This window comes from Bartonella sp. HY328 (assembly GCF_025449335.1).
Lineage (GTDB): Bacteria > Pseudomonadota > Alphaproteobacteria > Rhizobiales > Rhizobiaceae > HY038.
Map to the genome: position 1 here is coordinate 3,033,992 of NZ_CP104883.1, position 14,753 is coordinate 3,048,744.

9 protein-coding genes and 1 pseudogene are annotated in these 14,753 nt (G+C 39.9%); 2 read left to right on the forward strand and 8 right to left on the reverse strand.

The window, feature by feature from the left end; genetic code table 11:
- Window positions 1-92 precede the first annotated feature (92 nt).
- A complete protein-coding gene (dps, locus tag N5852_RS12905) occupies window positions 93-584 on the reverse strand; it encodes a DNA starvation/stationary phase protection protein Dps (RefSeq protein WP_262098169.1) in 492 nt (163 codons plus the stop codon).
- A gap of 845 nt (window positions 585-1,429) precedes the next feature.
- Between dps and N5852_RS12910 the strand changes: the two genes are divergently transcribed.
- Window positions 1,430-2,176, forward strand: coding sequence for a YebC/PmpR family DNA-binding transcriptional regulator (locus tag N5852_RS12910; protein WP_262098170.1), 747 nt, complete (start codon window positions 1,430-1,432; stop codon window positions 2,174-2,176).
- A gap of 340 nt (window positions 2,177-2,516) precedes the next feature.
- Here the strand turns inward: N5852_RS12910 and N5852_RS12915 are convergent.
- Window positions 2,517-3,150, reverse strand: a pseudogene (locus N5852_RS12915) (IS1595 family transposase).
- Window positions 3,151-3,365: 215 nt separating this feature from the next.
- On the opposite strand from N5852_RS12915, the gene N5852_RS12920 reads away from it, so the two are divergent.
- Window positions 3,366-4,757 (forward strand): L-serine ammonia-lyase, encoded by a 1,392-nt coding sequence (locus tag N5852_RS12920; RefSeq protein ID WP_262098171.1) that lies wholly within the window; start codon window positions 3,366-3,368, stop codon window positions 4,755-4,757.
- A gap of 488 nt (window positions 4,758-5,245) precedes the next feature.
- On the opposite strand, the gene N5852_RS12925 is transcribed toward N5852_RS12920, so the two are convergent.
- The 6 genes from N5852_RS12925 to glpK all read right to left on the reverse strand — a co-directional run bounded on the left by N5852_RS12925 (window position 5,246) and on the right by glpK (window position 14,745).
- Window positions 5,246-5,734, reverse strand: coding sequence for a hypothetical protein (locus N5852_RS12925; RefSeq protein WP_262098172.1), 489 nt, complete (start codon window positions 5,732-5,734; stop codon window positions 5,246-5,248).
- A 621-nt stretch (window positions 5,735-6,355) separates the two neighbouring features.
- The gene (adhP, locus tag N5852_RS12930) at window positions 6,356-7,390 is read right to left on the reverse strand and encodes an alcohol dehydrogenase AdhP (protein ID WP_262098173.1); all 1,035 of its coding nucleotides are present in this window, start codon (window positions 7,388-7,390) and stop codon (window positions 6,356-6,358) included.
- A 166-nt stretch (window positions 7,391-7,556) separates the two neighbouring features.
- Complete coding sequence (locus N5852_RS12935) at window positions 7,557-8,669, reverse strand: ABC transporter permease (RefSeq protein WP_262098174.1); 1,113 nt, start codon at window positions 8,667-8,669, stop codon at window positions 7,557-7,559.
- A gap of 5 nt (window positions 8,670-8,674) precedes the next feature.
- Window positions 8,675-11,440, reverse strand: a complete 2,766-nt coding sequence (gene rbbA / locus N5852_RS12940; RefSeq protein WP_262099773.1) for a ribosome-associated ATPase/putative transporter RbbA — start codon at window positions 11,438-11,440, stop codon at window positions 8,675-8,677.
- A gap of 225 nt (window positions 11,441-11,665) precedes the next feature.
- Window positions 11,666-12,775, reverse strand: coding sequence for an HlyD family secretion protein (locus tag N5852_RS12945; protein WP_262098175.1), 1,110 nt, complete (start codon window positions 12,773-12,775; stop codon window positions 11,666-11,668).
- 455 nt (window positions 12,776-13,230) lie between these two features.
- Window positions 13,231-14,745 (reverse strand): glycerol kinase GlpK, encoded by a 1,515-nt coding sequence (glpK, locus tag N5852_RS12950; protein WP_262098176.1) that lies wholly within the window; start codon window positions 14,743-14,745, stop codon window positions 13,231-13,233.
- Between the last annotated feature and the right edge of the window lie 8 nt (window positions 14,746-14,753).

Sequence of the window (14,753 nt, forward strand, 5' to 3'; positions counted from 1 at the left end):
CATTAGAAGTTTTTTAATGTTCTACATTGAAAAAACAGGCTTTGAAAACAAAGCCTGTTTTATATATAAATCTAAAAACTTAAATCATAAACTTATTTTGGTTCTTGCACATGGGCTTCAAGGAACCACAAGTTTTTATCTAACGTACGTGAAGCAGCGGTGAAAATATCAGCAGTATCATCTTCACCTGCATCCGCTGCATCTTTAATGGCTTTACGCACAAAATTTGCAGCTTCACCATAGCGTTCAATTAAAGCTTCAAGATGATCTTCAACTTTGTAAATATCGGTAGGATAAGGCTTTAATAATGAATCCTTGTTGACACTTTGAGTTGTACCAAATGCGGTACCACCAAGCTGAGCAACGCGCTCTGCAATAATATCAACATGTTCATCAAGATCATCACGGAATTGATCTAACATTTCATGAACCATAATAAACCGTGGACCTTTAATATTCCAGTGGGCTTGCTTGGTCAACAAGCCAAGATCAATGAGTGCTGCCAAAGATTTATTTAAAAGCTCAATCGCGGTTTGTTTGGTGTTTGAAGGAACATTATTTACAGTTTTATGCATCTTAACCATTTTTTTACCTCATTATAAACACGTCTTTCATCCAGTGGCGGATGAATTAAAATCTAAAAGATTGATCAACTCACATTTCAAATTGTGCAGCGTTCCTGATCTAGATCAAATATAGTAAAGCTTGATGACATTTTAAATAGCTATACATTTTAGTGATCGGAAAAAAGTAAACTAATTGGCTAATGATAGAATAGCTATAAGTTTACAATTAAATCATAGATTTCAATTTCTTTATTTTTTGTCTTTTTTTTGAAATTTTATTTTGCAAATATAATATTTTAAGTAATTTTTGACAAGTTTTTTAAAAGTCATCACGAATTAGTGAGTTCGCTGCCCCAATATGAGAAGAGTTGGCTTCTAAAATATGCCATTTGTGCAAACAGACAGCAACCATTTTGAAGCATTGCGCCATTTGATTTTCAATTTCAAAAAAATTTATAGCAAAACTGCTTAAGGGGCTTTTTTTATGGGCTAAAAAAACATAAAAGCATTCCATGAGACCAGAAAATTATACAATGTTTTGTTCTGAGTCATTATTCTGGAAGTAATTAAGGTTTTTTATTTTTGCAAAAGGATGAATTGCTTTAATAGGCACATAACAATATTCTATAGGAAACAATTTCATATGGAATGCGGCAAGATGCAAAGACCAAGGTATATCGCTCTTAATAAACCGATGGAATGACCTTATTTTTATGATGACTGCATTTTACAAATGAAATTGTTTCGCATATTGTTAAAGTGTTTTAGTAGATAGAATGATAGAATTTTATCTGTTTTGTTAAACAAACTGCATTAATCGCAACAAGCGAGACTAATGGCAGTAAACCATAAGCAGGAGTGCCATGGCTGGCCATTCACAGTTTAAAAATATCATGCATCGCAAAGGTCGTCAGGACGCGATGCGCTCAAAAATGTTCTCAAAATTGGCGCGCGAAATTACCGTTGCTGCCAAGCAAGGCTTGCCTGACCCGGCAATGAATGCACGTTTGCGTCTTGCAATTCAGAACGCTAAAGCGCAGTCAATGCCGAAAGATAATATCGACCGCGCCGTTAAAAAGGCATCAGGTGGCGATTCTGAAAATTATGATGAAGTACGCTATGAAGGTTATGGCCCAGGCGGCGTTGCAGTTATTGTTGAAGCCTTGACCGATAATCGTAATCGTACCGCGTCTAATGTTCGCTCTGCTTTTACAAAGGCAGGTGGCGCATTGGGCGAAACTGGCTCGGTTGGCTTTATGTTTAACCGCGTTGGCGAAATTGTCTATAAGCCAACAGCTGGTAGCGCTGATGCGATTATGGATGCTGCCATTGAAGCTGGCGCCGAAGATGTGACATCTGATGAAGATGGCCATACCATCATTTGCGCCTTTGAAGATATTGGCGAGGTCTCAAAAAACCTTGAAGCTGCCCTTGGTGAAGCTGAGTCTATCAAAACCATCTGGAAGCCACTTACCATGGCACCAGTTGATGAAGATAAGGCGCACTCTATTTTAAGACTTATCGATGTACTTGAAGATGATGATGACGTACAAAACGTCTATGCCAATTTTGAAGTCAGCGATGAAGTGATGGCAAAGCTATCCAATTAATATTTATGCATATATATGCGAGCTAAATTAAAAAACCTGAAGCTTTTTAACGCTTCAGGTTTTTAGTATTCTAAAAGCATAGCTAAATAATTCCATCATTTTAATCACGTTTGAACAATATTCTACTCCTAAAGCTGCGCTCTGCTCGTGCTATAATGTTAAAAAAAATTGTATAGCCTAAAATTTAGGGGCTTTTGCTCATACCTTTAGAGTAAACAGAAATTACCTTTGTTTGTTTGCCTAATCACATTAACAGGCGCAAACAAAAATTTAAGCGCTGGCATAGGTAGCTTAAAAAAAGCGGGGCTGTACAAGACAAGCTGCCCATAAATTGTTTAACCTATTGTTTAAGTTGTTTTAATTGCGCTTGAGGCGATGGGTTGTTAAAACGCCACTCACATTCTTTTAAAAATAGTCCAAAATTCTTTCTTGGTATAACATTGAATTTGCGCATATGCGCTTGGATCAGGTTAAAAATTCACATTGCCATTGATGTGATTACTCTTGTCTGCAAACAGTTTTGAATGATTGATGCAATAATGTTTAAATTCTGATACATCCAAACCATTATATCCACGCCAACAGTTGCTATAGACAATACTTTTCCGCACAACTTTGCGTTTAATGATGGGCAATAAACCGGCACTTGATGCATCTGGAATAATCTTCATATATACACGCTCACCACGATTGAGAAGGCCAAACACTAGAAATTTGTAACTTGCACCACGTCCACGATTACCCTTGCGGTGACCGCCAAAGTAACTCTCATCGACCTCAATCTCACCATCAAAAATCTCACTTGCTACTTGCTCTGTTTGATAAGCAATCAGCTCGCGAAGTATTTTATAATAATAGGCAGGGGTCTTGAAATTAACGCCAACTAAATCAGCGGCACATCGAGCAGTTGTACCGCTCACAAAATGCTCGATTAATCGATCTTGTTTAATTTTTGATAATCTGCGCTTTCTCAGGCTTATATCAGTAAACTTTCTAAGTTATATGGTACAGCCCCTAGAATTATTGCTAAATGCAGATTAAATTTTATTGGTAAAATTTTCTCAAAAACACCCATATAGCGTAAACACGGCCATACTTGAAATTATCTAAACTATCATGATATTATCAAGAATATTATTTAATTTTTATAGCTAAACGCGGTTTCAACTTTAGTTAACAAGGCTAGCTAATGTTTTTGAGCATTTTTGAAATATTTAAGATTGGCATTGGTCCATCATCATCCCATACGATGGGGCCAATGAGTGCAGCCTCACTTTTTTTAAGCACATTAAGAAACTACCGCACAAACAAAAACATATATTCTATCAGCGCAACGCTTTATGGATCGCTTGCATTTACTGGAAAAGGTCACGCCAGTGACCGTGCAATTGCATTGGGTCTTTTAGGATTTTTGCCGGCGACGCTTAATGCTGATGAAGCGGAAGCTAGCCTTTTAGCCCTTGAACAACAAAGGCAGATAAAGCCTTTTGGCTTACCAAAAATAAAATTTGATCCGCAACAGGATATTATCTTTGATTATGGCCCGCCTTTAGCTGGCCATGCAAATGGCATGATATTTCGCTGTTTTGACGAACATAAAACCGAGCTTTTGCAGGAAACCTATTACTCGATTGGTGGGGGGTTTGTTCTAACAGCTGCTCAATTAGAAAACCAGAAGCATAATATTGAACCCAATAGCGATGCAACCGTATTTCCCTACCCCTTCAAAAATGCTGTTGAAATGCTAAGAATGGCTCGCGAAAGTGGCCTATCTATCGCCCAGATGAAGCGCGAAAACGAGCTTTGTCGTCGTTCGTTAAAAGATTTTGATGATGGCATTGAACAATTATGGGCAGTTATGAATAATTGCATTGATAATGGCCTTGAGCATGATGGTGAATTACCAGGTGGCTTACACGTTAAGCGTAGAGCCAAAAAGATCTACCAACAATTAGTTACTGAAAAGCAACGCAATTTAATGCAGCCCCATGCTGCTACCGATTGGTTGATTGTTTATGCTATGGCAGTTAATGAAGAAAATGCCGCTGGCGGCCGCGTAGTGACAGCACCAACTAATGGTGCAGCTGGTGTTGTGCCTGCTGTTTTACGCTATTATCTTGACCATTGCCATGGCGCAACAAAAGAAAAAATCGCCGATTTTTTACTTACTGCAGCAGCAATCGGCGGATTAATTAAGCATAATGCCTCTATCTCTGGGGCAGAGGCTGGCTGTCAAGGTGAAGTAGGATCAGCATCTTCTATGGCTGCGGCTGGCCTTTGCGCGGCATTAGGTGGTACACCAATGCAGATAGAAAACGCTGCTGAAATTGCACTTGAGCATCATTTAGGCATGACTTGCGATCCAGTGGCGGGTCTTGTGCAAGTACCTTGCATTGAGCGCAACGGCCTTGGCGCAACTAAGGCTGTTGCCGCAGCCTCGCTTGCGCTACGCGGTGATGGCACACATTTTATGCCGCTGGATAATTGTATCGAAGCCATGCGGCAAACTGGTGAAGACATGAATTTAAAGTTTAAAGAAACCAGTCAAGGTGGCCTTGCTGTTAATGTACCAGAATGCTAACGCTCTAATAAAAAATCATTTCGTAGATTAAAAAACATTCTAAACCAATCAATTTGTAACGACACTTAGCAACATAATCTATATTATAAACATATGATGAAATATTGTAAAACTTCTCGTCACATTTTATCATTTAACATATCGAATCTTTACTACTATAAAAACTATTTTTATAAAAAACATTTGATGGATAATCATTAATAGTTACAAATTAATCATTATAATATGATGTTTTATTATTAATAATATATTTACTATCATTATAGATTGGATTACTAGGTTTAATGACATCTGCTCGTGTTAATTTTTCTAAAGTATTATCAAAGATAAGTGCATAATGATTTTTAGGTGAGCATGACATTACATAAACATCAAAATTTTCATTATTTTTATTATCAAATATGCAAGTGTACAATATATCGACTGATGAAATTAAAGACTCTTGAATTTAGATAGAGCGTAAAAACAATGTTTATTTTGATGCATTACTAAGAAAGAGGATTACCTTCATCATCGTAGTCCTCTGGAAAAAGCAATCTAAAATAGTCTTTTCGTGGGTCATAGTGAGTAGCTGCCACAACTCCATTACCAACGTATTTTTCTATATCATCCATATTTATAAGTAATGGCGTTTGGTTAAGAGGCGATGTTTCACCAAAATCTTTTGTTTCTGGAAAACAAATAGATTTTAACCCAGTCAAAATATTATCGCAATTTATAATTCCAGTTAAGCTTGCTTGTATTGGAACTTGGGTTAAACCGCCAGCCCTTAATAACATATTGGAATATAAAAAATTTCTTAATTTTGGGGAATCGACAGTGATAAAGTAATCACTCTGTTTTATAATATCATCATTATTATTATAATAATCTAGGTCAAATAGCTTTAATTTATAATCAAAATCTAATAATTGACCAAATATATTTAACTCACAATTAAATTGTTTGTTTTTAAACCATTCTGCGACAGTTATCATTTTATTATAATTCCTGTAAATTCCTGTTATGCTTTAAGATAACCTGCGACTATTCCCATATTTCCACCTATGCGCCTCTAAACCTATAACACCATTTTTCAAAATATAATATTGCATAATGATATTCTATATTGATGGGCTATTCCAATAATCATTATGATGCCTAGACCAATTACTTAAAGAAACAAGCACAAAAAGTAGCAAAAATATGCAATTTTGATATAAGAAGTAAAAGAGCGAAAAGTGGGTGCTATACCTTAGTTAAAATTTTCGACGCTGTAGATTAAAGCAGTTTTGCGTCCTTTCAGGACATACGCAAATTTCACGCCTCAACCTGCTACACAGGAAGCATATCCGAATTGTAGATATACAAGTATAAAAGCTTATTATTGGGCTTAATAAAAACGCTAGCGCTTGAACAATCCCTTTTACGACCTCAATCGTCTAAGGCAATTTTATTCTCAGCTACAAACTGATAACAGGTAATTGCTAATGGTTGGATTTTCTTGCTTAGCCAAAGCAGCAATAATCTCTTTTGCTTTAAATACCAATAAGCCCTAACCATTTTCTGACTAGGGCTTAAATATCACTTATAAGCTATCTATAATTATCGCGATAATATTAGCTTGCCATATCAAGCACAACGCGCCCCGATATTTTGCCCTTAATCATATCATCAAAAATATTATTAATATTGGCAAGCTTATCAATTGTATTATGCGAATGCACTTTACCACGAGCAGCGTAATCAAGCGATTCTTGCAAATCTAAGCGTGTACCAACGATGGAGCCGCGCAGCGTAATACCATTAAGCACCATATTAAATACTGATACCGGAAACTCGCCAGCAGGCAAGCCATTCATTGATAGCGTACCACCACGGCGCACCATGCCAAGCGCTGAGGCAAAAGCACCCTCAGATGGTGCTGTAACAAGCATGCCATTAACACCGCCGCCAGTAAGCTTTTTAAGCTCTCCTTGTGGGTCATTGCTACTCTTGGTGTTAATGACAATATCCGCGCCAAGTTCTTTAGCAAGGCGCAATTTATCATCATCAATATCAATAGCGGCAACATTCATGCCCATGGCTTTAGCATATTGCACAGCCAAGTGGCCAAGACCACCAATACCGGAAATCCCCATCCATTCACCCGGCTTTGCGTCAGTTACTTTTAAGCCTTTATAGACCGTGACACCAGCACATAGAATTGGGGCAATATCAGTAAAGGCTATATTATCTGGCAAATGGCCAACATAATTAGGATCTGCCACCACATAATCAGCAAAGCCACCATTAATCGAATAGCCAGTATTTAATTGCTCTTCACAAAGGGTTTCCCAGCCACCAAGACAATGAACACAATGGCCGCAAGCAGTATAAAGCCATGGAATACCGACACGGTCGCCTTCCTTAACATGCTTAACACCGCGCCCAACTGCAGAAACAAAGCCAACACCCTCATGACCAGGAATGAACGGTGGATTGGGCTTAACTGGCCAATCACCATGAGCTGCATGAAGGTCAGTATGACAAACACCACAAGCTTCGATCTTAACTTGTATCATACCCTCTTTTGGCTCTGGTATCGGCACCTCATCAATGGTTAGGGGTTTACCAAATTCACGCACAACTGCTGCTTGCATTGTATGAGCCATATTAGCCTCCATGACCATATGCATTTCAACAAGCCTGATTAGCAATAAGAGGCCGTTTAGATGCCTTGCTTTAAATGAGAATTTCTCATAAATATTATGGCATATATTGAGATGTTCACCAAGCGGATAATCACAAAGATATGCCATAATTGATTGAAATCAAACCCTATTTTAGATAGGCTCTAAAGCGGCGCAATGAAAACATGAACAGAACAATACCGATGATAAACAAGGCCAAGAAGTTACCCCAAACAACGGAAAAACCTGCACCGCGATAAAGAATGGATTGGCCAAGCATAATGAAATGGGTATTGGGTGCGGCAAGCATAATATCTTGAATGAATTGCGGCATGCTTTCACGCGGTGTCATACCGCCAGATAAAATTTGCAACGGCAATAAAACCAGCATCAATAAGAGGCCAAATTGCGGCATAGAATTTGCCATTGTTGCAAGCGCAATGCCCATGCAAGTTGTAGCAAAAAGATGCAAAATCGCCCCACATAAAAATAGTGGTATCGAGCCTTGAATTGGCACTTGCAACAGACCTTGCACGATAAAAATAAGCGAAAAGGCCGAACAAACAAAAACAATCAAACCCATTGACCAAATTTTGGATACCATAATTTCGGTTGCAGTTACTGGCATTACCAAAAGATGCTCAATCGTGCCATGTTCGCGTTCGCGGATAAGCGCCGTGCCCGTCAAGATAATAGAAAGCATGGTGATATTATTAATAACATTAATGAGTGAGCCAAACCATGACTTATTAAGTTCAGGGTTAAAGCGCGCTCGTAAAGCAAGATCAACTTGTGATGAAGTATTAGCGCGATAACCGCTTTGAAATTCGCTCACCTCTGAATTAATGATTTGCTGGATATAACCAGCGCCCGTTAAGGCTTGGCTCATACGGGTAGCATCGACATTGAGCTGTATTTGTGGAGACCGTCCTGCCTTTAAATCGCGCTGAAAATTTGGTGGTATATCAAGAGCAAAAGTATCTAGCCCTTGGTCAAGACGCGAGTCCATTTCATGGATATCAATCAAGGATGGCCTTGTAAAATAAGGCATCAAAAACGCTGTGGTTATACGCGCTGAAAGCGGGGAATTATCTTCATCAACAATTGATATTGGGGTTAGATTCAAGGTTTCAGGCGCAGCTTTTGATGCAACATAAATGGAACCAGTGAAAGCATAAACAATCAGGATCAACAGCATTGGATCGCGTAAAATACCGCGTATTTCTTTAATACCAAGGGTGAAGATGTGTTTTAAATCCATAATCGTCACCGTGCCTGTTTTTTAGTTAAAAGTGTTGCAATGCCAATTAATATTGGAAAAGCTAAGGCGAGCGGCAAGAACATTGAAGCAAGATCTCCAAAGTCCAACCCCTTGGCAAAAGTGCCACGCGATATAATAATGAAATAGGTGGTAGGATAAATTTTGCCGATAAATGCTCCCATGCCTTCAAGCGATGACACCGGATCCGTTAAACCTGAAAACTGCACGGCCGGCAAAATAGTTAAAATCGATGTACCAAAAATCGCCGCAATCTGGCTATTCATAAAGGTGGAGATTAAAAGCCCAAAGGCAGTGGCAAAACTTACGTAAAATAGCGATGCTAACATAAATGACGGTAAGCTACCGGTAAAATCGACGCGGAAAACCAACACTGCCAATAGCCATAGTAAAACCGCATTGAGCATACCAAGCATAATGTAAGGCAATTGCTTGCCTAGCAAAAACTCAAATGAAGTAACCGGCGTTACATAAAGATTGATAATCGAACCCATTTCCTTTTCGCGTACCACGCTTAAAGCTGCCAACATTGCTGGAATAATCAGCAATAATATTGGAATAACCGCCGGAACCATGGCTGGCAGGCTTTCAAGTGAAGCATTATAACGGAAACGTACTTGAATTTGGAAATCACCATTCGCGGCCTCTTTTCCATATTGAACACGCGCTTGGTTTTGCAACCATAACATATGCATACCTTGCACATAACCGCGAACGGTTTCAGCTCTAGCTGGCATGGCACCATCAATCCACGCGCCCACCTCTACCGGCCGTCCATGTTTAATATTTTCAGCAAAATTTGGCGGTATTTCAATCGCCAAGCTAATTTCACCTGATCGCATACGCTTATCAAGATCATCATAATCTTTAATGTCATCATGCTGGATAAAATAACGCGATCCCGAAATTTGTTGAATATAATCGCGGCTTGTTTCGGTTTGGTTGCGGTCAAGAACGGCAAAACTTAAATTTTCAACATCCATATTAATGCCATAACCAATAACTAGCATCAAAATCACACTACCGACCAAGGCAAGTGTTGCGCGGATTGGATCGCGTTTTAACTCCAGCATTTCACGATTAGCATAGCTTAACAACCGCATAATATCAAAAAAGGCATGAGCGTTTTTATCTTTGCTTTTTGCAGCAGCCAAATTTGAATTGTCGCTTGTCTTAGTCGCTTCGTCTTCTGTCGCAGATGAGGGAACGTCCTGTTTTTCACCAATGGCTTCTTCTAAATAGCTGATAAAGGCTTCTTCAAGATTTTGCGCATGCTTATTCGTGATAATTTTTTCTGGGGTATCAGAAATTAAAACGCGCCCCGCATGCATTAAAGATATGCGATCGCACCGCGCCGCCTCATTCATAAAATGGGTGGTAATAAAAATCGTTACATTTTCGTTGCGTGATAATTGTCCTAATGTTTCCCATAAGTCATCACGGGCAATGGGATCAAGACCCGATGTCGGTTCATCAAGAATAAGAATTTCTGGCTTATGCAGCAGAGCAACGGCCAAAGACATACGCTGGCGCACGCCAAGGGGCAATGCGTCAGGCATGGATGACAAAACATCAGCCAAATCAAAACGTTTGACCATTTCATCTATACGGGCGGCTCTACCATCTTTTGGTAATTCAAAAATCTCGGCATGAAGTTCTAAATTTTCTTGCACAGTTAATTCTGAATAAAGCGAAAAAGCCTGACTCATATAGCCAACATGCTGGCGCGTTGTCATATCATCAGCATCAATTTGCTTGCCAAATAATTTCGCCGTACCTGAGGTTACCGGTAAAAGACCAGTTAGCATTTTCATGGTTGTACTTTTACCGCAACCATTAGAGCCTAAAAATCCGAAAATCTCACCCTTATGAATACTAAAACTAACATGATCTACCGCAGTAAAATCACCAAATTTTTTAGTAAGATCAATTGCTTCAATCGCAACTTCATTATTTTGCTCATTTGCAACACGCGGCGGAATAACCACTTTGGTATAATTGGTTTTTTCCTCCTCTGGCATCAAAGCTATAAAGGCATCATCAAGATTATCTTTACCGGTTTTTGCCAATAATTCCTGCGGAGTGCCAGTTGCAAGAATTTTGCCACCATCCATAGCAATTAGCCAATCAAACCGGGCAGCCTCCTCCATATAGGCGGTGGCAACCACCACGCTCATATCCTTGGCATCTTTACGAATATCGTCAATGAGGTTCCAAAATTGTCGGCGCGACAACGGATCAACACCGGTTGTCGGTTCATCAAGCACCAGCAGTTTAGGATCATGAATGAGCGAACAAACAAGCCCTAGTTTTTGCTTCATACCACCTGATAATTTACCAGCGGAACGATCTTCAAACCCATTAAGACCAGTGCGATAAAGCAGATTTTTAATCCGCGCCGCACGTTCCTTTTTCTCCTGCCCAAAAAGCTTGGCAAAAAAATTAGCGTTTTCCTCAACCGATAATGTGGGATAAAGGTTTTTACCAAGGCCCTGAGGCATATAAGCAATATCTGGACAAACACGCTCGCGATGACGCTTTTCACGCATATCGCCCTCTAACACTTCCACATCACCATCTTGTATAGCGCGCGCGCCGGTAATTAAGGACAAAAGGCTCGATTTACCAACGCCATCAGGACCGATAAAGCCAATCATTTTACCAGCTGGCAATTCTAAGGTAATATTATCAAGGGCAAGGGTCTTGCCATAGCGCAAAGTTACATTTTTTAACGAGACAACATTCTTTCCCATGTTGGAAACAGAATTTGCCTCAACATTGGCTGCTATATTTTGCTTAGGATTACCATCATTGGCCATTACTATCAAAACTCCATCGCCATTTTCGGGAAAGTAGCTCTTTGTTAAAGTGCTACTTTATTGGGCCTTTACAGGGTATGAAACTCGCCTCAAACTCCCTGATTTTGCTTTTATTAAATGGCCTAATCCTTTAAAAAAACCGCCATTAATAAAAGTAGCCTATTGTGGCTTTGCACCCTCTTTTGGCGGTAAATTTTCAATCTTAATTGATGATTGCAGATTATCTGGCCATGGTTTGCTATCATCAAGCTTTACATAAATAACCCCCGGCAAACCAGTTTTAACGTCCTTGATATATTGCTCGAGCAAGGCACTTGGAATACGCGCACGCACGCGGAACATTAATTTTGCACGTTCTTCTGAAGTCTCCACCGTTTTAGGTGTAAACTGCGCAACATCGGACACAAAAGAAATATTAGTTGGTATGACATATTGCGGCAAAGCATCTAAAACCAGATGAGCTTCTTGACCAAGAGATAATTTACCAATTTGATCGGTTGGCAAGAAGAACGTCATATAGACATCGCTTAAATCAACAAGATTAAGCACGCGTCCGCCAGCAGCCACAACTTCTCCTGGTTGAGCAATGCGATATTGGATACGGCCAGAGCGCGGCGCTTTCAATGCGCTATCATCAATGTCGGATTGAATACGCTCAATGGTGGCTTTTGCAGCATCAACAGCTGCCTCGGCGCTCACCACATTAGCTTTAGCGGTTGAAACACCAGCCTTGGCTGAAGCCAATTGTGCATTGGCGGCGGCAAGGGCTGAAAGTGCCCCCTCATAGGTTGCCTGATCATCATCCTTGGTTTGTTCAGAAACAGTGCCGCGCTCTTGCAAAGTATTAGAACGATTAAACCGCCTTTGCGCATTATCACGCTGAACCGTTGCTTGCGATACACGCGCCACATTGGCTTCTTCTTCTGCTGTAGCTTGTTCTACCTGCAATTTTGCAGTTTCAACATTAATTTGGGCTTGCTTCAACTGGGCTTGTGCTTGGCGCAATTGCGCATCAAGCGTTAAAGTATCCATTTGTGCGACAACTTCACCCTCATGAACAAAATCACCTTCACGCTTTTTAATGTCACTAATACGTCCTGATGATTTCGCCGCAATATCAACTTCTGTTGCTTCAATCCGACCATTAGCGACAGCTACATAATCGGGAAGAGTATTGGATGATGGCAATAAATAACGCCAAGCAATAAAACCAACAACAATGACTAAGACAACCACCCAGCCCCATTTGCCCGCTTTTTGTAAAGCCATAATCCATCACTCCAATATTGACAAACACTAAATTTATAGTTGCAAATACCCAAATATTATTATCTAGATTTTCACAACTACACCATACCAAAGATAATTCTAATTAAGTAAATACTTAAATAGTTATTGTTTTAAACAATTGATCATGCAGCAAAATAAAAGAATCATACCAATTAAGCCGCTTCTTTACTATGCGCGTAAAAAAAAATTAATACAAATATTTTGAATTAAAAGATTTTAAAAAATTTAAATAAATCATTTTTAAAAACATCTAGAAGCTAGGCTTTATTAAGTTTAAGGAAATATTATTATATTTTTAAAGAAACAACTTTCTTCTCATTTTAAAACGAACATGCACTAAAAAACATTGATAAATTAATTTTAAAAATTTTTAAATGCGTCCTCAAATGACATTGGGGCGCATTTTTAACCTTTAATAGCAGTCAATTGCGCCCTTATTCTTCGGCGTCTTCAATATCCCAATCACGGACGCGCTGAACCGCTTTTTTCCAACCCTTATAACGTTTTTGCTGTTTTGCCACATCATCCGACGGACTAAATAATTTTTCAACACGCGATACTTGCCGCACTTCATCGAGGCTTTTCCAAAAGCCAACCGCAAGTCCAGCAAGATAGGCAGCACCAAAGGCGGTCACTTCACGAATAACTGGGCGTTCTACTGGTTTTTGCAAAATATCGGCTTGGAATTGCATTAAGAAATTATTAGCCACAGCACCACCATCAACCCTAAGAGCTTTCATGTCAGTACCTGCATCATCAAGCATTGCGTCAAGCACATCCTTGGTTTGATAGGCAATAGCTTCCAATGTTGCACGAGTAATATGATTGCGATTGACACCCCGTGTAATACCCATAATGGCACCACGAGCAAAAGGATCCCAATAGGGTGCGCCTAGACCTGTAAAGGCAGGCACCACATAAACACCATTGGCAGTACCAACTTTTTCAGCAAAATATTCAGAATCTTCCGCATCGGTAAAGAACTTTAATTCATCACGCAGCCATTGGATCGCCGCACCCGCCACAAAAATAGAACCTTCAAGCGCATAAGCAGGGCCGCCATTTTCATCACATGCAATGGTCGTAATCAGTCCCTTATGAGATGTGACGGCTTTTTTACCGGTGTTCATCAGCATGAAGCAACCAGTACCATAAGTATTTTTGGCTTCCCCCTCATTAACACAGATATGGCCAAAAAGTGCAGCCTGTTGGTCGCCCGCCGCACCGGCGATAGGGATACGTGTACCGCCACGACCACCAATATTGGTTTGCCCATAAATTTGCGATGAACGCTTAACTTCCGGCAGCATAGAACGGGGGATATTAAGTGCCTTTAGCATCTCTTCATCCCAATCTAGCGTGTGGATATTAAAGATCATGGTGCGCGATGCATTTGTATATTCAGTTACATGCACGCGACCTTGTGTCATATTCCAAATAAGCCAAGTATCGACAGTTCCAAAAAGCAGCTCACCACGGTCTGCTTTTTCACGTGCGCCTTCAACATTTTCCAAGATCCAAGCAATTTTGGTACCAGAAAAATACGGGTCAATCACAAGGCCGGTATTATTGCGCACATGATCTTCAAGGCCAGCCTTTTTAAGACGTGCACAAATTTCGGTTGTACGGCGACATTGCCAGACAATAGCATTATAAACTGGCTTTCCAGTTGCTTTTTCCCAAACAATCGTTGTTTCACGCTGATTGGTAATACCGATACCAGCAATTTCGTCTGAGGTGATACCAGCTTTTGCCAATGCCTCCGTCAAGGTTGAACTTTGGGTTGCCCAAATTTCACGCGGGTCGTGCTCAACCCAGCCTGGATGAGGATAAATTTGCGTAAATTCACGCTGAGCAACGCTGACAACTTCAGCCTGTTTATTCAAAACCAATGTTCTAGAACTGGTTGTGCCCTGATCCAAAGCAACGATATATTTTTTCTCCGCCATAATATGCT